Origin of the sequence: Mucispirillum schaedleri ASF457 (genome assembly GCF_000487995.2) — a bacterium.
In the GTDB taxonomy this organism is placed as follows: Bacteria; Chrysiogenota; Deferribacteres; order Deferribacterales; family Mucispirillaceae; genus Mucispirillum; species Mucispirillum schaedleri.
In genome coordinates this window covers 1939668-1959620 of sequence record NZ_CP097562.1, presented here as the reverse complement: position 1 = coordinate 1959620, position 19953 = coordinate 1939668, and the positions used below count along the sequence as shown (strand labels likewise).

The window sequence follows — 19953 nt, the reverse complement described above, 5'->3', positions numbered from 1 at the left end:
TAGATATTTTAAATATATTATGCACTGCTGTAATATATATCATTTAGATTTTTTGCCTGTAAAATCAGGCCCAAAATGACTTATATTGTGAAAGCTGTAGGTCATGCTGAGCCAAAGGCGAAGTATCTAAAAAGTAAGATAATTTAGATACTTCGCTTTCAAAATCAAACTTAAAATGAATGTAATAAAAATTTTTGAGTAATTACAACTATTTATAAATAAATAGTTAAAAAATCCCTTAACTTTTACAAGTTAAGGGATAAATATTTTTTGATAAATCTATTTTGAGCCTTTTATAAACTCTTTAAATCTTTCTAATATATTTTTTAATTTAGAGCCAAACATATCATTTTCTTTGGCTTCTTCTCTCATTTTTTCTAAAACTTCTTTCTGCTCTTTTGAAAGGTTAGTCGGTATAAGTATCTGCAAATCTACATACATATTACCTACATTATAGCCTTTAACAGAAGGCACACCCTTTCCTTTTAATGTTATCCGTTCGCCTACCTGAGTGCCCGGCTTAACTTTTATTGTTTCTTTTGAGCCATCTATTAATTCTATTTCAAACTCGTTGCCTAATACAGCATCAAAAACAGTAACAGGCAGCATTAAATGCAGGTCATTATCTACACGCTTAAATATTTTATGCTCTTTTACCTTAATATGCAAAAGTAAATCGCCAGAAGGTCCGCCATGGCTTCCTGCATTACCTTCACCACTAACACGCATAATCATACCATCATCAATGCCGGCAGGAATTTTTACTTTTATTTGTTTTTCTATTGTATGGCTGCCTTTACCTTTACATTCTGTGCAGGTTTCTTTTATAACCTGACCACTTCCGTTACATGCTGGGCATGTTGAACGCACTGCAAATATACCATTTCTTTGGGTAAATACGCCCTGACCATTACATTTTTCGCAGGTTTTCATACCACCGGGTTCAGCACCTGTGCCATCACATCTTTTACAGTTTTCTCGTTTTTTAATAGTTAATTCTTTTTCTACCCCAAAAACTGATTCTTCAAATGTAAGCTCTTGATACATTTCTATAGACTGACCCTTAGTTGGTCTGTTCCGTGAGCGTCGTGAAGAAGATGTTCCAAAAAACTCACCAAAAACATCTCCTAGTAAATCATCAAATACACTGCCAGTAGAACTGAAACCGCCCATACTGTCATCCATTACCCTGCCATAAGTATCATACTGGTTTTTCTTATCTGGGTCTGAAAGCACACTATATGCCTCAGCAGCTTCTCTAAATTTTTCAGCAGCTTCTTTATCATCAGGGTTTTTATCAGGATGATACTGTAATGCTAATTTTCTATATGCTTTTTTTATTTCAACATCTGTTGCAGTGCGTTCCACACCTAATATTTCATAATAATCTCTAGCCAACTTTATCCGTCCTTAAAATTTTTTGAATGATTACTTTAATATTTTATATATGATTTTGCAAGCAAAAATAATAAGTTTTTCATTATTTTTTATGACTTTTTGCTGCCTTTCCATTCTTAGTTACTATCATTTTTTAAACAACTTCATGATATAGTTATTAAAGCATATTAGGTATTATTATAAAGATTTTGATATATTAATTTAGAAATATTTATATATTTTGGTGTAATTCAAATTTTAAAGAATCACTGTAAGCTTTTAATTCTTTTTTAGTATTTTCAGGCAGTTTATTATAATCTGTATCAGTTATGGCACCTTCAAGAGTATATATATAAACAGAGCAGATTTTTGGATATACTTCTTTCATTCTTTTAAATGCCCGTTTAGAGCCTATTTCAATAAGTTCTTCAGAAGTATTGATACCTACTGTTGAAAGTTTTTTTGCAATATTTTTGCCTATATTTTTCATAGAAGTAAGTGATGCCATAATATACCTGCCTTAAATATTTTAGCATATTATAAAATATTTATTATGCATAAGCAATAAAAAAAAAAGCTTATCTAAAATTTTATATAGGTTTATACTAATTTTCGTGGCTTTATCTATTTGGATAAATTAAAAAGCGTTCCCAAAGATTAATTTGAGAACGCCTGTATTTTATATTTATGCTTATTTTTTATCGTCTTTTACTTCTTCAAAATCAGCATCTACCACATTTTCATCTTTTTTAGCTGTTTCTTCCTGAGCATAAGCACTGCCAGCCTGAGAAGCATCGCCACTCTGATTATTTTGAGCATATAAAACTTCTGCCAGCTTTTGTGCTGCAGCTGAAAGTTTATCAATACCTTCTTTTATTTCGCCAACATTTTCACTGGTTAATTTTTGTTTTAAATTTTCCATTTCTTTTTCAATGTTTTCTTTTACAGCAGCTTCAAGTTTATCACCATGCTCTTTTAATGATTTTTCAGTAGTATATACTAGAGTATCAGCCTGATTTCTTACATCTGCTAATTCTTTTTTGCGTTTATCATCTTCTGCATGGGCTTCTGCATCATGCACCATTCTATCAATTTCATCTTCTGATAAACCTGAAGAATCTTTAATAACAATAGACTGCTCTTTGCCAGTGCCTTTATCTTTTGCAGAAACATGTAATATACCGTTTGCATCTATATCAAAAGTAACTTCAATTTGAGGCACACCTCTTGGAGCCGGTGCAATGCCTGATAAATCAAACTGACCTATAAGTTTATTATCACTTGCCATTTCCCTTTCGCCTTGAAGCACCTGAATAGTAACTGACGGCTGGTTATCAGCAGCAGTTGTATATATCTGGCTTTTTTTTGCAGGTATTGTTGTATTTCTCATAATGATTTTATTCATTACACCGCCCATAGTTTCAATACCTAATGAAAGCGGAGTTACATCAAGAAGAAGCACATCTTTAACATCTCCCATTAATACACCGCCCTGCACTGCTGCACCTATTGCAACAACTTCATCAGGGTTGATACCTTTATGCGGCTCTTTGCCAAAAAATTCTTTTACTTTCTGCTGCACAAGCGGCATACGAGTCATACCACCAACAAGTATAACTTCATTAATATCAGAAGTTGTAAGCCCTGCATCATTTAAAGCTTTTTTGCATGGTTCTAATGTTTTTTCAACTAAATCAGAAACTAATGCTTCAAATTTTGCCCTGCTTAATTTTTTAACTAAGTGTTTAGGTCCTGTTTGGTCTGCTGTAATATATGGCAGATTGATTTCAGTTTCAGTTGTGCCAGAAAGCTCATGTTTTGCTTTTTCAGCAGCTTCTTTTAACCTTTGAAGAGCCATTTTATCATTAGCTAAGTCTATGCCGTTGTCTTTCATAAACTCTTCGCATAACCATTTAACTATTCTTTCATCAAAATCATCACCACCTAAGAAAGTATCGCCATTTGTAGCTTTAACTTCAAATACACCATCGCCAAGTTCAAGGATAGATACATCAAATGTTCCGCCACCTAAATCATATACAACTATTTTTTCTTCGCCTTTTCTCTCTAAACCATAAGCAAGTGCTGCTGCTGTTGGTTCATTGATAATACGCTGAACATTTAAGCCTGCAATTTTACCGGCATCTTTTGTTGCCTGACGCTGTGCATCATTAAAATATGCAGGAACTGTAATTACTGCATCTGTAACAGTTTCGCCAAGATAATCTTCTGCAGTTTGTTTTAATTTCTGTAATATCATTGCAGATATTTCCTGTGGAGCATATTTTTTGCCTTTAATTTCTACCCATGCATCGCCGTTATCTGCTGGCACTATTTTATATGGCAGGTGTTTTTTTGCATTTGCAGTTTCAGCTGAATCTGCTTTTCTGCCTATTAATCTTTTAATACTAAAAATTGTATTTTCAGGGTTAGTTACTGCCTGACGCTTAGCAAGTATACCAACAAGTCTGTCCCCATCTGTAAACCCTACTATAGATGGTGTTGTTGTCATACCTTCTGCATTTACTATAACTTTAGGCTGACCATTTTCCATTACAGAAACAACTGAGTTAGTTGTTCCTAAGTCAATACCTATAACTTTTCCTTGAGCCATTGTTCCTCCAAAACAGCTTTAACTGTTATATATTTATTATATTTATATTTTATTTACTTTCACTTTTGCAGGGCGTATTACTCTGTCATTTAATATATACCCCTTTTGAACACATAAAGTTACAGTATTATTTTCATATTCTGCTAAATTATCCATCATTATTGCTTCATGAACTGCCGGGTCAAAAACTGTGCCAATTTCTGAGTTTATTTCAGTGACACCGTGGCGGCTTAACACATCTTTAAATGATTTGATAGTAAGCATTATCCCTTCTCTTAAAGGTGAGCCTTCCTCAGTATGCTGCAAAGCCATCTCTATATTATCAATAACAGGCAGAAAGTCTTTTACAACTGCCTGATTAGCAAAGCGGACTTTATCTTCAGTTTCTTTTGTAAGCCTTTTTCTGTAATTATCTAAATCAGCAGCACGGCGAAGAATTTCTTCATTTTTTTCTTTTAATATATTTTCTAAATTTTCCACCTGTTTTTTTAATATGCCAATTTCACCGCCGCCCATATCTGTTTCTTCTGCCTGATTTTCTGCTTCCTGCAATTCTTCAGCATTTTCAGCAACTTCTGCTTCCGGTGATTTTATATTAATTTTTACTCCCTCGTTCTGCTGCATATTTTCTTTGTTTTCTTCGCTCATTACTTATCTCCCTCGTAGTATTCATTAAGCATTTTTGATATTATTTTTGAGGAATAATCTACAATAGAAACTACTTGTGAATATTTCATTCTTTTGGGACCTATCACACCCATTGTTCCTACTATATTTCCGCCCCTGTGGTATGGTTTTATAACCATCCCAAGCTCATCTGTATGATTAAGCCCTATTTCCGAACCTATAAATATCTGCACACTGTCTTCTTTCATACAGCTCTCAAGCAGAGCACAGATATGGCTTTTTTCTTCAAAAGCCCGCAATACATCAGTTAATTTGCCATTCTGCCTAAGCTCTGGTATATCTATAATATTTTTTGTGCCTTCAAAAATAAATTCTTCATCAAATACTGGGCTTTTAACTACTGCCTCGCTTAATTTAACAGCCTGTTCTGCAAGACGCCTTATTTCGCCTTCTGCTGCCTGCAGCTCCTGTAAAAGCATACGCTGCACTTCATAAAGATTTGCTCCTTCATAATTACTGTTTATAAAATTACTCATTCGCACAAGGTCATTATCTTTAATACTATTATCAACTCTCAGCAGCACATTCTGCACCATGCCTGTTTTTGAAACAATCACAGCAAGCACTGTTTCCCGATTTATTCTTATAAACTCTATATGTTTTAAGTTTATAGTATTCATTTTAGGGGATACTACAAACCCAACAGCATGTGTCATATCCCCCATTTTTTTAGAAAAATGACGAAAAAGATTCATCACATTCACTGGGTCAATACTCATTTCCCTGTAAATATTTTCTATAAAATTTTCTGATATATTTTGTATTTTTACAAATTTATCAATATAGTATCTATATCCGCTGTCTGTTGGCACCCTGCCAGCTGATGTATGAGGCTGAGCAATAAAACCCTTTTCTACCAAATCACTCATAATATTTCTTATAGTAGCAGGGGACATTTTTAAAGGTCCTACTTTTGAAACATTACGAGAACCAACAGGCTCACTGGTATCTACATATTCATCAATTATTGTCCTTAAAACAAGCTCTTCACGCTCATTTAAGAAACGCATATCCATTTATTATACCTCATTTGTTAGCACTCACAATCATTGAGTGCTAGAACTAATTTAGTAATCACAGTGAAAAGTGTCAAGAGTTTTTTTAAAAAAAATTATATTCTATACAATTCCACAATAATATAAATGTGTAGTATTATTGATTTATATTGACTGTCATTATAATATAATATAAAAGTATGTTATTATGAAAAAAATTCTGATTTTATATTTCTCTGGTGCTGGAGCAACACTTAATTCTATAAAATATATGCAAACCTGCATTAATAATATAACAGGCTGTTCAGCATATATTCATTCAATGGAAAATGATTTAGAAGAAAATATTAATAATTATGATGCTTTAATTATAGGGACTCCATGTTATCACTGTGCCCCATGCCTTACATTAATTTCATTTTTTCAAAAACTGTCAAAACTTATAAATACTAAACCTACAATGGTTTTTAATTCTTATTCATTATGGTCATGCAATACAAATAGAATTACTGCAAAAATAATAAGAGAAAAAAATATAATAACAATATATGATACAGCATACAGAAGCCCTGCAAGCGACGGCACTCTTATTACTCCATTTATTAAAAGATTTTTTGAATTTGAAAAAAATATATATGAAAAAATAAATGCAGATTGTAACAAATTTGTATCTATAATTAATGAAGAATATACAGGATATATCCCACATTTTAAAATATCATCTATTTTTAATGCACCAAACAAACTTATTGGACATCTTATGACCTTTAATATATACATTCATCAAGATAAATGTGTAAAATGCGACAAATGTATAAATGACTGCCCACATCATGCTCTTTATAAAAATAAGGAAAACTACCCTGCCTTTATTAAAGCAAGATGTGAAAACTGTTACAGGTGCATTCATCACTGTCCTAAAAATGCACTTTCATTAAGCAGAGATAAAACACCTGTAAAAACTCTGCGAGAAGTATATCAAATCATTTAAACATAAAATATACTGCACCTAAAAGGCATAGAGAAGCCCATAAAAAGTTTAAATTCAAAGGCTTACCCATATATAATGTAACAAAAGGAATAAATACACCTAATGCTATAACTTCCTGCATAATTTTAAGCTGTGGCAGAGTAAAAACTGTATATCCAATTCTATTTGCAGGCACCTGTATCATATATTCAAAAAAAGCTATCCCCCAGCTTGCAAGAGCTGCACCAAACCAAGGCATAGATGACAGATTTTTTAAATGAGCATACCATGCAAATGTCATAAAAACATTTGATAGAATAAGCATACATACAGTTACAACACCAGAATGAATATGTAAATAGTGCATAAAAACCCCATAAAATTAGAATAAAATACAGCCTGACATTCTATTTATTTGAAAAATATCCAGCTAAATTTACTCCCTTCTCTACTAACTGTCAAGATAGATAATATTAAAAAATGTAACCAATAATATTCATATTGCTTTTTATATTACAGATGCTGCTAGAAAGATATATATAGATAAAACAATATATTATTTTATAAAAGTTTATAATACATAATATTTTTTAAATATAGTAAACTATTGAAACTACAAAAGTAAGAAATAACTCAAAAAGGGAGCTAAACCATATTTTTTATAAAACATAATTTTATTTTTATAAAAAATTTTTACTTTAAAGATATGTTATGCTTGATTTTAGCATTTTATTAATATATCTTTTTTAAAAATACTTATATGGAGGATAAGATGATTATTGTTCAGTTATTAATCGTTTTACTAGCATTGTATGTAGGCTCCCGCTATGGCAGCATTGCACTTGGTGTTATTTCAGGTATTGGTTTAGCTGTTTTAGTTTTTGCTTTTGGCTTAAAACCTGGCACACCACCAACAGATGTTATATATATTATTATTGCAGCTGTTACCTGTGCAGGTGTATTACAGGCGGGAGGGGGAATGGACTTTATGATACAAATAACAGAAAAATTCTTAAGAGCCCATCCTGAAAGAATTACTTTTTATGCCCCTTTCTGCACATTCTTTTTAACAGTTTTAGTTGGCACAGGTCATGTAGTTTATACACTTATGCCAATCATTGCAGATATTTCTTTAAAAAAAGGAATTAGACCTGAAAGACCATGTGCTGTTGCATCTGTTGCATCACAAGTTGGTATCACATGCTCACCTATTGCTGCAGCAGTTGTATCGTTTGTCACTATTACTAATACTAAAATGCCAGAACTTGGACTGACTATTCCGCAGGTATTAATGATAACCATTCCTGCATGTTTATGTGGCATTTTTGCAGCTGCATTGTTTTCATCTAAAAGAGGTCTTGATTTAGACAAAGACCCTAAATATCAGGCAAGACTTGCTGACCCTGAGTTAAAAGAATATATGTTTGGTTCAACAGCAACTACTCTTGATAAAAAACTTCCTGCAACTGCAAAAGCTTCAGTATTACTGTTTTTAACAGCACTTGCAGTAATTGTAATACTTGCAACATTCCCAGCACTTTTGCCACATTATGATGGCAAACCATTAAAAATGAATTTAGTTATTCAAATAGTTATGCTTACAGTTGCAGGTTTGATGATTCTTACATGTAAAGCAGAGCCGAAAAAAGTTGTTTCAGGCTCAGTATGGCAGGCTGGTATGGTTGCGGTAGTTGCAATTTATGGTATTGCATGGCTTTCAGATACTTATTTTGCAGCATATAAAGGAGAAATGATGACAGCTATGAAAGATATAGTTAATGCATACCCTTGGGCAATCGCATTCGTTCTTTTTGCAGTATCAGTATTAATTAATACTCAAGGTGGTGTTGTTCTTGCAATTATGCCACTGGCTTATGATTTAGGTATACCTTGGTATGTTCTTTTAGGTGTTCTTCCATCAGTTTATGGTTACTTCTTCATACCAAACTATCCATCAGATATTGCAACGGTCAATTTTGACCGGTCTGGTACAACGGTTATTGGTAAATATCTTTTAAACCACTCATTTATGATACCTGGCTTGATTTCTGTTACAGTTTCCACTATTATAGGCTATCTTCTGGCAAATTTTATTTACTAAAATATATAAAGCTCCAGATAAAAACTGGAGCTTTTTTGTAGTTTTTATATTAATCACTAAATCTTTTCTTGCAAAAATCAAAAAATTTATATATTAGTTTTTCACTACACTTATTATATTAAAGGGTATTTGTATGGATATGGATAAATATTTTAAAGAGCTGGAAGAGCAGCATAAAAAGGAAGAAAAATCAGATACTATTTTAAGCAGTGCACCAACCAACTGCCCACTATGCTCAAGAAGATGCGAGCTTTCAGCACCAATGTGTGGCAGAGGAGTAATGTTTGCACAGCAGAATGGCATAGAAACACAAATAAAACATACTTAACAGCTTTTTTGTAAAAAATGTATTTTTTATTTGACATTATAAAATAATTCAAGTATATAATTATCTCTAATATAATATGATGGAGAGATGGCCGAGTATGGTCGAAGGCGCTCGCCTGCTAAGCGAGTATACTGGGAAACCGGTATCGAGGGTTCGAATCCCTCTCTCTCCGTAATATATTCTTCTTATATATCAATGCTGTAATAATAAATAATTTAGATTTTTCGCCTTTAAAAAACAGGCAGATAAATTAACCTGCCTGTATAATATTAAAGTATATTTTCTTTATTTATGATTTTTTACGAAATTAAGCCCTAAATCAGGGAAATCTGTAAACAACCCATCAGCCCCTGCCTGATATAATATTGCTTCATAAAGCTCGTCTATATTATCAACATAAGCTGGCAGTTTATCTTTTCTAGCTGTATATGGATGAACAACCATATTATTATCATGAGCAAGTTTTACAAAATCAGTTATAACAATATTTCCTTTTTTAGATAATGTTTTATCTATAACCATATCATTACTTGGACCTGCACCATCTGCAAATTTAGCAACAAGTGCCATACCGTCAGGAGTTCTAAGTTTATCAAAATCAAACGGCACCCATAAACCGTCATCTGTTTTTTCGTATGTTTCATTCCATGAATTTTCTGCAAAAAGCATAACTGTTTTTAAATCCATATCCATTTCAGGCATTAATTTTTCTCTTACATACACTAAATCAGGAAAATCAAATGTTTGAAAATATACATTACTATCTTTTGTTGTATAGCCGTATTTTTTCAACACTTCTAATGTGGCTTTAGAAATATCTTTACCTTCCTGTTTATGAAACCATGGTGCCTTTGTTTCTACATACAAGCCAACATCTTTTCCAAGTGTCTTATTTAAGCCTTGAATAAATTCTATTTCTTCTTCAAATGTATGTATTTCAAAAGTAGATTTACCCATTGGAAACCTGTCTGGATAATCCTGCACACGCCTGCCGTCTTTTACAGTAAAGCCTTCCATAAAATTTAAGCTTTTTATCTCATCAAGTGTAAAATCTATAACATAATATCTGCCGTCATCTCTTGTCCTGCCCGGAAATTTATCTGCCACATCTGTTACTCTGTCAAGAAAATGGTCATGAATAACTACAAGACGATTATCTTTTGTCATAGCTAAATCCTGCTCTAAAAATGGAACACCCATTTGATAAGCCAGAGCTTTTGATGCAAGAGTATGCTCTGGAATATAACCACTTGCCCCACGATGAGCAATAATAGTTTTTTCTAATTTTCCATTACTCATATCAGCCTCGCTTGATACATTATTATTACTTTTACAGCCAAACAATCCTGCAAGTAATAGGACAAATAATACTGCATAAAATATTTTCTTCATATAACACCTCTTTTTAAGCTTTTTACAAGCTTATATATTATCAAAAAATATACAACAGCATATTAAATTATTTAAAAATATTTAGATTTAGTGAATAATATAAAGTTTAGCATAAAAAAATTTGTTTTACAAGCAATTACAAAAACAGAATATGATACTGTGCAGGGTATAACTTAAATTATGAAGAAATTTAATTAATCTTTCATTTTTACCTGCAAGAATAAGGCTGAAAAAAATAAAGTTAAAATCAAAACTTTAAATAAAATGATATTTTTGCTTTTTATGTGGATTACCATGCTTTTGCAGGGTCTATTTCAAGCATTGAACGGCTTTCATAAAAAGCATACACATCATCACCACATTCTGCAGAATTATCAGCTCCTGAAGCACCTTTCATATTTTTTTCAATTTTTACAAAACTTTCTGCTTCTTCTGCTGTAAATCCTTTTGCTTGAAGCAGCTGGATAAGGTCTGAATATGTTTTCATAATACACCCCATTATACTCATATAATATTACAATTTTTATAAATAATAAATACTTTTATATACTTTTTTATTATACCATATAAAACACTGCTGTTCAATGCTTTTATAAAAAACTGTTTCTGTTTTTGATATAATCATAACAACTGTATCATTATAATCATACAACACTGTGTTATTATGAATGAATGTGAATAATCTAGATAATATAAGCTGCAATGATTATACATACAATTTCTATAACTGTTGCAGGTTATATATTCTAGATACTTCGCCTTATCACTCTCAGCATTGACATACGGTTTTCACACTACAAGTCATTTTGAGCCTGATTTTAAAGGAGAAAAATCTAAATTATATATGTTGCAGCAGTGCATAATATATTTAAAATATTTTTTTTGAACTTACCCACACTTTTATATTAATCTACATTTATAAAAAAACTGCTCCTTTTTTAAGGGAGCAGTTGTATAATTTGTAATGCCCCACATACAATTAGTGAAGCTTTATCTACTTTTTGGGTAGAATGACGCATATGAAAAGAATATAAGTCAGCTTTCTAAAAGTCTACGAGCCTGTATCTGTTCATTAAAAGATATATCTTTTATAATAAACATTCCAGAAAACCTGATATTATGCACTACATCCTGCATTTCCTGCCTAATAGCTGCTATACTTTCAGTTTTACTCATTAAACATGCTTTATTAAACTTTAAACACTGCTGCCTTACTTCATAAATATCGCTAAAATCAGCATTACTGTTGTTTTTAGCCCGCTCCATTTCTTTTTTATTATGGGGCATGGGATTATGTGGTGTATTGTTTAACTGTGCATCAATAGATGATACTTTAAATATATTACCCATAAATCACCTGCCTTTTTTTGCGCATTAAAACACTTATTCCTTATGTTTTACATACAGGTAGTTATAAGAGTCTGGTCATGAAAACCAGACCCTGTTTATATTATCCTAATAACTGCATTGCATAACTTGGGATTTGGTTAGCCTGCGCAAGCATTGCAGTTGCTGACTGCATTAATACCTGTTGTGCAGCTAAATTAGTAGAAGCCACAGCTATATCTAAGTCACGGATACGGCTTTCTGCTGCTACCATATTTTCTCTTGTTGTATTCAGGTTGCTGATAGTATATTCTAACCTGTTCATTTGAGCACCTGCTGTTGCTCTTGCTTTTGATATTTGCTCTAATGCCATATCAAGTTTTGTGATAGAGCTTTGTGCATCATCAAAAGTTGCAACATTAACACCATCAATACCCATAGATTTTGTGTCAAGTCTGCCTATAGATATATCTAATGTTTGACCTTCATTGGCACCTATTGCAGCTACTGTTGAGTTATCTTTAATATGAAGATATGCTACTTCTGGCTCAGCTTTAGCAAGAAATTTCATTGTATTTGTTGCTGTATCAAATGCAATATCAGCAGCTGAAGATGGAATGATATCAATATCTACACCTTCTATGATATTGCGAAGTCTGCCGTCTGTTACTGTATCTTCACCTATAAATGCTCCAGTGTGGGCATCCTGCACTCTAACATTTAATGCAGAATCGGTTGCTTTTTGGATTTGGTTTATACCTAATGCATTAAGCACACCTTCATCACCTACAAATGTAAGGTTAGAAGAATCGCCTAATACTGCACCTTGTATTACAAATGTGCCAGCCACCGCTCTATCGCCTGTGCCTTTTGTTTCTACAAATTTTACAAGGTTATTATTAACTGTTGTTGCACTTGTATTTGTTACATCTGCTCCCATACCAAGCTGGTCAACTAACGCTGCTGTTAATTTGCTTTCTAAATCTGCTATTGTGTCGCTGCCTTCAAGTGTAACTTTAGCTGTTTTGCCATTGCCTGCATATATGCTGATTTCTTGTGTATTATCAAGAACCATTCTGCCGTCTGCATTGGTAAACTGTGCAAGCTGAGAAAGTTTTGTATATTTAGAAGCTACATCGCCTGCACCCAATATATCTATTGATGCTGTGCCTGATACTACATCACCTTTTTCAAGTTTTATATCCATTGAGCCGTAATATACATTACCTGCATCATCCATTTGAGATGTATAAACAGTATGTGTTGTAGCAGTAGCAGAATTGGTTGCATCTGCATTAATATGTAAAGTAGAGCCTGTTGAGCCTATCTGAATGGTTGCTGAAGTTGAGCTTGAAGCTCTTACACCTGCAACATTCACAAGCATTTTATCTCCACTTATCCAAGCTGCTGTTGCTGTAAAAGTTGTAGCAGCTGATGTCAGAACAGGTTTATCAAGACCTGCTAAACCAGTTGATATTGCTGATGCATTTAGCACTGCCCCTGCACTATTAACTGATGCTGTTTTCCACTCACTTAATTCGCCAGTTTTAGTATTCATTACACGGAAACGGATTTGACCTGTGCCGCTTGCTGTTCTTTTACCTAATGCTTCAAATTCTATTGAATATGAGTTTCCACCAGTTACTGTTGCTAATGCTGTTGATGTAAAGCCAGCTGCTGTCATTGCAGCAGAATTCATGCCGCCTGTTCCGCCAGTAAATACTGCTGATGCTGTTGTCGCCGCTGTGCCTTTAACTTTAATAGTCATATCACTGCCACGAAGCATACCTTGAATATTATCAAATTTTGTTATGCTTGTGCCGTTTGTGTCAATATTATATGACATTTCACCTTCGCCAAGACGCATAATATTTGATTTGTATACTGCATTTCTACCTGGGTCTAAATCGTAAGATACTTTATAGTTGCCTTCTGCTGCAGCACCTTTTACAATAGCTTCAATATTACCATTAGATGCTGACCATAATGCAGCTGCGTCACCATTTAAAAGTTTTTTAGTGTTAAATTCTGTTGATGTTGATACACGGTCAATTTCTTGTTTCAACTGGTCTACTTCAAGCTGAAGCATTGCACGGTCATTAGAAGTATAAGCTGGGTCGCCTGCCTGAACTGCAAGCTCTCTTATACGCTGAACCATAGATGTCATTGAGCCCATTGCTCCTTCTGCTGTCTGTAACATACTTATTGCATCTTGAGCATTTGTTGCTGCTTTGTTTAAACCAGAAATCTGTGCTCTTAATTTTTCAGATACTGCTAAACCTGATGCATCATCTGATGCAGAATTGATTCTTAAACCAGTAGATAAAGCTTTAATCGTTTTGGTTAAATTATTATTAGCATTGTTAACGCTGCTTTGAGCACCTATTGCTGTTGAGTTGTTAATAATTGAAAGAGCCATAATATTATCCTCCCTGATAAACTCTTTTTTATACAGGCTTCCATGCCTGTATGTTTCTTTAAGCACCATACCGCCAAATATGGATACTTAAAAGCCAAGTGTATTTAATTTACAATGGAATAAACTACCCTTAATACACATTTACTGTATGTTATTTTGCTTATTTTGATAAAGCCAGCAGGGCTTTCATGCTTTATTATAAAGTGCATATTCAAAATACATATATTCTTCATACAGTAAGGCTTAAAAACTCGTCCTTTCATTTGCTTATTTTATGGTAAAAAGCTAAACCTTGATAAAAAGTAAGTGTATCCTTTTTTCTTTCACCTCATTAATTATTAATATTATATTAATTTTAGATTTTTTTCGCATGAATAGAAAGTAATATACTATTAAAGTAGAATATCTATTCTAATCATACAGCAAAAATCTATAAATAATTTAAATAAAAAAACCACTAAAAAGGATAACCTTGATAGTGGCTTAATTGTATTAATACCATTTTAAATTTTATAACTTTTATTAAAAATTTTGTCCTTGCAACTCTTATTATTAACTACTTGTATATCATTCTTAGCCTTTAAAAAAGGCAAAGAATCTAAATTTCACAGTTTAATATAAATTTTAGTCTCTTCACTTCATTCAGAGTGACTATATTTTAAATACTTTGGTCGTCATATTTTCATGCAAAGCATTATTTTTATTAAAGTTTCTTAATATCATAACCGATATTAATTTACTTATAATCCTTATATATAATTTTGTCAACAAAAAAAGACTGATAAAACAAGTTAGTTTTTCAGCCCAATTATTTTGATACAAAAATCTAAAATTTACACCAGCAATACATTATATCCCTTGCATATTCAAGCAGATATAATATAAATAAGGCTCTGTGTGTAAACATATACTTATATATTGCTTTTAAAAACTGCTGCAGTATGAAACAAAATCATAAGAAATATTATCAACAAGTCCATCAGGATTAATATTTGGTAAAAACGATAGCACATTTTCCAGTTTTGATTTTGCTTCAATATTATCTAATACAGTAAATTCACCTTTTTGTAAACGATGCTCATATTTATCTTTTAAATCTTGAGATAAACTTTTTTTCTCTGTTTTTATTTTTGCAAAATACTCATTTTTGTATGATGAGTTTTGCGGATTGGTATCTATCCATGATACTTTATATTCGTTATCCATAACATAACCCTCCGCTTTTAAAATTATAGTGTCCCAAAAAGTTTGCAGCTCTAATTACAGTTTACAAGCATCAGATTCTTCGCTTTGCTCAGAATAGACAACAAGTGTGAAATATTTTACAAATAATAAATACACTGCACGGTCATACTGAGCCTGAAAGGCGAAGTATCTATAATATATAAACTACAATAATTTTATACAGTATTGCGATTGCCACAAGTTATAATTAATAGAACCTGCAAACTGTTTAAAACATTATCCTATTTATTATTAATATTAAAACTAATATCTTTATTAAACATTTTGATAAAATACTTAATAAAAATATTAAAAGGCAGGGATAAATATCCCCACCTTTATATTTGTATTCCTTTACTAGCCTAATAACTGCATTGCATAGCTTGGGATTTGGTTAGCCTGCGCAAGCATTGCAGTTGCTGATTGGAGAACTACCTGTTGTGCCGCTAAATTAGTAGAAGCTACAGCTATATCTAAGTCACGGATACGGCTTTCTGCTGCTACCATGTTTTCCCTTGTTGTATTCAGGTTGCTGATAGTATATTCTAACCTATTCATTTGAGCACCTGCTGTTGCTCTTGCTTTTGATATTTGCTCTAATGCCATATCAAGTTTTGTTATTGCTTTTTGCGAATCTTCCAGTGTAGCTACTGTGATACCATCTATTTCCATAGATTTTGTATCAAGTCTGCCTATAGATATATCTAATGTTTGACCTTCATTAGCACCTATTGCTGCCACTGTTGAGTTATCTTTAATGTGAAGATATGCTACTGTTGGCTCGCCTTTAGCAAGAAATTTCATTGTATTGCTTGCTGTATCAAATGATATATTAGTTGCAGATTCTGGTTTAATATCAATATCTACACCTTGTATGACATTACGAAGTCTTCCATCTGTTACTGTATCTTCACCTATAAATGCTCCAGTGTGGGCATCCTGCACTCTTACATTTAATGCTGAGTCGCTTGCTTTTTGGATTTGAGTGATACCTAACGCATTAAGCACACCTTCATCACCTACAAATGTAAGATTAGAGTCACTACCTAATACTGCACCTTGTATTACAAATGTGCCAGCTACTGCCCTGTCTCCAGAACTTGTATCTTCTACAAATTTTACAAGGTTGTTATTAACTGTTGTTGCACTTGTATTTGTTACATCTGCTCCCATACCAAGCTGGTCAACTAACGCTGCTGTTAATTTGCTTTCTAAATCTGCTATTGTGTCGCTGCCTTCAAGTGTAACTTTAGCTGTTTTGCCATTGCCTGCATATATGCTGATTTCTTGTGTATTATCAAGAACCATTCTGCCATCTGCATTAGTAAACTGTGCAAGCTGAGAAAGTTTTGTATATTTAGAAGCCACATCACCTTCGCCTAATATATCTATTGATGCTGTGCCTGATACTATAGCACCTTTTTCAAATTTTATATCCATTGAGCCGTAATATACATTACCTGCATTATCCATTTGGGATGTGTAAACAGTATGGGTTGTAGCAGTAGCAGAATTAGTTGCATCTGCATTAATATGTAAAGTAGAGCCTGTTGAGCCTATCTGAATAGTTGCTGAAGTTGAGCTTGAAGCTCTTACACCTGCAACATTTACAAGCATTTTATCTCCACTTGTCCAAGCTGCTGTTGCTGTAAAAGTTGTAGCAGCTGATGTCAGAACAGGTTTATCAAGACCTGCTAAACCAGTTGATATTGCTGATGCATTTAGCACTGCCCCTGCACTATTAACTGATGCTGTTTTCCACTCACTTAATTCGCCAGTTTTAGTATTCATTACACGGAAACGGATTTGACCTGTGCCGCTTGCTGACCTGTCTCCTACTGCTTCAAATTCTATTGAATATGAGTTTCCACCAGTTACTGTTGCTAATGCTGTTGATGTAAAGCCAGCTGCTGTCATTGCAGCAGAATTCATGCCGCCTGTTCCACCAGTAAATACTGCTGAAGCTGTTGTTGCTGCTGTGCCTTTAACTTTAATAGTCATATCACTGCCACGAAGCATACCTTGAATATTATCAAATTTTGTTATGCTTGTGCCATTTGTATTTATGTCATATGACATTTCACCTTCGCCAAGACGCATAATATTTGATTTATATACTGAGTTTTGACCTGGGTCTACATCATAAGATATTTTATAGTTGCCTTCTGCTGCGGCACCTTTAATAATAGCTTCAATATCACCATTAGATGCTGACCATAATGCAGCTGCATCACCATTTAAAAGTTTTTTAGTGTTAAACTCTGTTGATGATGATACACGGTCAATTTCCTGTTTCAACTGGTCTACTTCAAGCTGTAACATTGCTCTATCATTAGAAGTATAAGCTGGGTCGCCTGCCTGAACTGCAAGCTCTCTTATACGCTGAACCATAGATGTCATTGAGCCCATTGCTCCCTCTGCTGTCTGTAACATACTTATTGCATCTTGAGCATTTGTTGCTGCTTTGTTTAAACCAGAAATCTGTGCTCTTAATTTTTCTGATACTGCTAAACCTGATGCGTCGTCTGATGCAGAGTTAATTCTTAAACCAGTTGATAATGATTTAATTGTTTTTGTTAAGTTATTATTAGCATTGTTAACGCTGCTTTGAGCGCCTATTGCTGTTGAGTTATTAACTATTGAAAGAGCCATAATTTTATCCTCCATGAAATATGCTTAATCATTATCCTTCCAACTATAATGAAAAGCTTTATAAGAACATCCGTGTTCTTATATTTCATCCTATCTAAATTTAAATTTGTCTGCTAAAAAAATTTTTTAGTTGTTAATTACATAATAGCATATTTATATGCCATAAAATGTTATTATTTACCTTATAAACATAAGGTATAACATAATGTTCTTATACATAAAGATATGGTTCTTATCCTAAAAATATACTGCTGCATGAGTATTTTATATTATCTACACTGCATATATTTTCAGGCATATTCTTCCTTACTTTACTGTATAAAAATTTGTCCTTGCACTAAAGTTTATGGATAACTTATAAACCTGAAATTAAACTAAAATTTCTTTAATTTATTCTCACCTCTCTAAAATAATATAGCCCGCTGCTTTTGTTGATTTTCCGCGCAAGTGGCTTTTCAGCCTGAAAATAACTTAAACAGCTCTATTAATTCTCTCATTAATACTTATTCATGTATCATACTGCATATACACAAATTACATTCGCTTACCAGCAGCTGCTCACACTGCTGAAAAGCATGCTCAAAAGGAAAAAGCTTATACATCAAGCCTTATTAATAAGGTTTTGAAAAACCTTATTGATAAAACCTGAATACACCAATATTTATAAATAAAAAAAGCCGACATTATGCAAAAACATAAAGCCGGCTTAATTGGTTTAATACCGATATAATCATATTTAAAATATAAAAAACATCACATTAAGAATAATAACTATCTATTTAACAATAATACTGACTGTTTAAAAAAAAAGAGCTGATAAAGAGATAATCTCTACCAGCTCAATTTTTTTGATGCCTTTATGTTAAAATCAATTTTTAATTCTTTATAATTTCCTTACACATTTTCTTTATCGGAAATATTTTAAATAAGTTTAGTATTTTTTATTATTTTTTTAAAGGTTTTATAAACTATATATTCCCTTTATGGCTTATTTATCGGTATATAAAAAAAATACTTTAGAATTTTTTTAAAAAAATTATGTCAATGCTGAACCAAAGGCGAAGTATCTAAAATAGTATAATCTATAATATTAATAGTTCCTTCGCTCGTTGATACTCACTCAGGAATACATATTTTAGTATATCAAAAATATATACAATATAAAAATACTTTTGCATTAAAAAATATACAAAGTTAAATAGAGCATTTATACACTTCAACTTATGTCATGCTGAACTTGATTTTTAAGCAAAGTATCTTAAAAATGAGTGGATTTAAAAAAATATACTGGTATCACCAAAAAAAATATTGCAATTTATAAAAAAATATATAAAATATTATATATATTATACTATGCGTGTGTATAATATGTTTAAAATATGCAGCATGTGCGTAAACTGCATATATATATGGAGCGAATAAGAACCTGCCAGTGAAATCAGGGGGTTTCTTTCGCTAAGTTTGTTTAAACAGCTTAGCATTGTAAGTTATTAGTGGATGAATAGCTTATATTACATTGAAATATGGTATCAAAATATATGAGCCAAGGCAGGATTATACCCTGTGTCTTGGTTTTTTTTATGTTTAATCACTATGCTTTAATCAGTATTTGTTTATGAAGTATGTATATTATTCATATTTATCTGCATATAAATAAAATATTTAAGCATAGTTAGTTATACATATTATATATATGATAAAGCTGTTGAAACATTTATTATTGAATATTTATAAATATAAATGTATGTATCAACACAATTGAGCCGCATTAGTTAACACTGATGCGGCTTTTTTTGTTTTGTTAAGGAGATGAGAAGAAAGAAAAGTAAAATAATACTCTAAGTCTGATATTACTATACAATATCTAT

General features: G+C 32.4%; 15 protein-coding genes and 1 tRNA gene. 4 read left to right on the top strand and 12 right to left on the bottom strand.

All coding sequences use genetic code 11. The features are described from left to right. Positions 1-279 precede the first annotated feature (279 nt). The 5 genes from dnaJ to hrcA all read right to left on the bottom strand — a co-directional run bounded on the left by dnaJ (position 280) and on the right by hrcA (position 5694). Positions 280-1398, bottom strand: a complete 1119-nt coding sequence (dnaJ, locus tag N508_RS09085) for a molecular chaperone DnaJ (protein ID WP_023276106.1) — start codon at positions 1396-1398, stop codon at positions 280-282. A 211-nt stretch (positions 1399-1609) separates the two neighbouring features. Further along, entirely contained in the window at positions 1610-1885 is a 276-nt protein-coding gene (locus N508_RS09080) for a TfoX/Sxy family DNA transformation protein (RefSeq protein WP_023276105.1), read from the bottom strand. A gap of 183 nt (positions 1886-2068) precedes the next feature. Next, positions 2069-3991 carry a molecular chaperone DnaK gene (gene dnaK / locus N508_RS09075; protein ID WP_023276104.1) on the bottom strand — a complete coding sequence of 641 codons (1923 nt, stop codon included), beginning with the start codon at positions 3989-3991 and terminating at the stop codon, positions 2069-2071. Positions 3992-4033: 42 nt separating this feature from the next. Then, a complete protein-coding gene (grpE, locus tag N508_RS09070) occupies positions 4034-4639 on the bottom strand; it encodes a nucleotide exchange factor GrpE (RefSeq protein ID WP_023276103.1) in 606 nt (201 codons plus the stop codon). Further along, the gene (gene hrcA, locus N508_RS09065) at positions 4639-5694 is read right to left on the bottom strand and encodes a heat-inducible transcriptional repressor HrcA (RefSeq protein ID WP_023276102.1); all 1056 of its coding nucleotides are present in this window, start codon (positions 5692-5694) and stop codon (positions 4639-4641) included. The genes grpE and hrcA overlap by 1 nt, the downstream gene beginning before the upstream one ends. 187 nt (positions 5695-5881) lie before the next feature. On the opposite strand from hrcA, the gene N508_RS09060 reads away from it, so the two are divergent. Continuing rightward, the gene (locus N508_RS09060; RefSeq protein WP_023276101.1) at positions 5882-6664 is read left to right on the top strand and encodes an EFR1 family ferrodoxin; all 783 of its coding nucleotides are present in this window, start codon (positions 5882-5884) and stop codon (positions 6662-6664) included. On the opposite strand, the gene N508_RS09055 is transcribed toward N508_RS09060, so the two are convergent. Continuing rightward, complete coding sequence (locus N508_RS09055) at positions 6657-7010, bottom strand: DMT family protein (protein ID WP_023276100.1); 354 nt, start codon at positions 7008-7010, stop codon at positions 6657-6659. The genes N508_RS09060 and N508_RS09055 overlap by 8 nt on opposite strands. A gap of 405 nt (positions 7011-7415) precedes the next feature. On the opposite strand from N508_RS09055, the gene N508_RS09050 reads away from it, so the two are divergent. The 3 genes from N508_RS09050 to N508_RS09040 all read left to right on the top strand — a co-directional run bounded on the left by N508_RS09050 (position 7416) and on the right by N508_RS09040 (position 9244). After that, positions 7416-8744, top strand: a complete 1329-nt coding sequence (locus N508_RS09050; RefSeq protein ID WP_023276099.1) for an anaerobic C4-dicarboxylate transporter — start codon at positions 7416-7418, stop codon at positions 8742-8744. Positions 8745-8877: 133 nt separating this feature from the next. Next, on the top strand, positions 8878-9072 hold the full coding sequence (locus N508_RS09045) for a hypothetical protein (RefSeq protein WP_023276098.1): 195 nt from the start codon (positions 8878-8880) through the stop codon (positions 9070-9072). 81 nt (positions 9073-9153) lie between these two features. Continuing rightward, positions 9154-9244: transfer RNA gene (locus N508_RS09040), tRNA-Ser, on the top strand. A gap of 113 nt (positions 9245-9357) precedes the next feature. On the opposite strand, the gene glpQ is transcribed toward N508_RS09040, so the two are convergent. From glpQ to N508_RS09010, 6 genes are all read right to left on the bottom strand, one after another. Next, entirely contained in the window at positions 9358-10464 is a 1107-nt protein-coding gene (gene glpQ, locus N508_RS09035; RefSeq protein WP_023276097.1) for a glycerophosphodiester phosphodiesterase, read from the bottom strand. A gap of 289 nt (positions 10465-10753) precedes the next feature. Beyond that, positions 10754-10951 carry a hypothetical protein gene (locus N508_RS09030; protein ID WP_040636901.1) on the bottom strand — a complete coding sequence of 66 codons (198 nt, stop codon included), beginning with the start codon at positions 10949-10951 and terminating at the stop codon, positions 10754-10756. Between the two features lie 548 nt (positions 10952-11499). Continuing rightward, positions 11500-11814: a hypothetical protein gene (locus N508_RS09025; RefSeq protein WP_023276095.1), complete on the bottom strand. Its 315-nt coding sequence runs from the start codon at positions 11812-11814 to the stop codon at positions 11500-11502. 100 nt (positions 11815-11914) lie between these two features. Continuing rightward, positions 11915-14278, bottom strand: coding sequence for a flagellin N-terminal helical domain-containing protein (locus tag N508_RS09020; RefSeq protein WP_081700812.1), 2364 nt, complete (start codon positions 14276-14278; stop codon positions 11915-11917). A gap of 855 nt (positions 14279-15133) precedes the next feature. Further along, entirely contained in the window at positions 15134-15415 is a 282-nt protein-coding gene (locus N508_RS09015) for a hypothetical protein (RefSeq protein WP_023276092.1), read from the bottom strand. Between the two features lie 375 nt (positions 15416-15790). After that, the gene (locus tag N508_RS09010; protein WP_023276091.1) at positions 15791-18085 is read right to left on the bottom strand and encodes a flagellin N-terminal helical domain-containing protein; all 2295 of its coding nucleotides are present in this window, start codon (positions 18083-18085) and stop codon (positions 15791-15793) included. Positions 18086-19953 lie beyond the last annotated feature (1868 nt).

Coding starts and splice junctions, on each gene's coding strand:
- N508_RS09060 (WP_023276101.1), top strand. CDS start 5,882: ATGAAAAAAATTCTGATTTTATATTTCTCTGGTGCTGGAGCAACACTT.
- N508_RS09080 (WP_023276105.1), bottom strand. CDS start 1,885: ATGGCATCACTTACTTCTATGAAAAATATAGGCAAAAATATTGCAAAA.
- hrcA (WP_023276102.1), bottom strand. CDS start 5,694: ATGGATATGCGTTTCTTAAATGAGCGTGAAGAGCTTGTTTTAAGGACA.
- N508_RS09010 (WP_023276091.1), bottom strand. CDS start 18,085: ATGGCTCTTTCAATAGTTAATAACTCAACAGCAATAGGCGCTCAAAGC.
- N508_RS09050 (WP_023276099.1), top strand. CDS start 7,416: ATGATTATTGTTCAGTTATTAATCGTTTTACTAGCATTGTATGTAGGC.
- N508_RS09030 (WP_040636901.1), bottom strand. CDS start 10,951: ATGAAAACATATTCAGACCTTATCCAGCTGCTTCAAGCAAAAGGATTT.
- dnaK (WP_023276104.1), bottom strand. CDS start 3,991: ATGGCTCAAGGAAAAGTTATAGGTATTGACTTAGGAACAACTAACTCA.
- glpQ (WP_023276097.1), bottom strand. CDS start 10,464: ATGAAGAAAATATTTTATGCAGTATTATTTGTCCTATTACTTGCAGGA.
- grpE (WP_023276103.1), bottom strand. CDS start 4,639: ATGAGCGAAGAAAACAAAGAAAATATGCAGCAGAACGAGGGAGTAAAA.
- N508_RS09045 (WP_023276098.1), top strand. CDS start 8,878: ATGGATATGGATAAATATTTTAAAGAGCTGGAAGAGCAGCATAAAAAG.
- N508_RS09055 (WP_023276100.1), bottom strand. CDS start 7,010: ATGCACTATTTACATATTCATTCTGGTGTTGTAACTGTATGTATGCTT.
- N508_RS09025 (WP_023276095.1), bottom strand. CDS start 11,814: ATGGGTAATATATTTAAAGTATCATCTATTGATGCACAGTTAAACAAT.
- N508_RS09015 (WP_023276092.1), bottom strand. CDS start 15,415: ATGGATAACGAATATAAAGTATCATGGATAGATACCAATCCGCAAAAC.
- N508_RS09020 (WP_081700812.1), bottom strand. CDS start 14,278: ATGGTGCTTAAAGAAACATACAGGCATGGAAGCCTGTATAAAAAAGAG.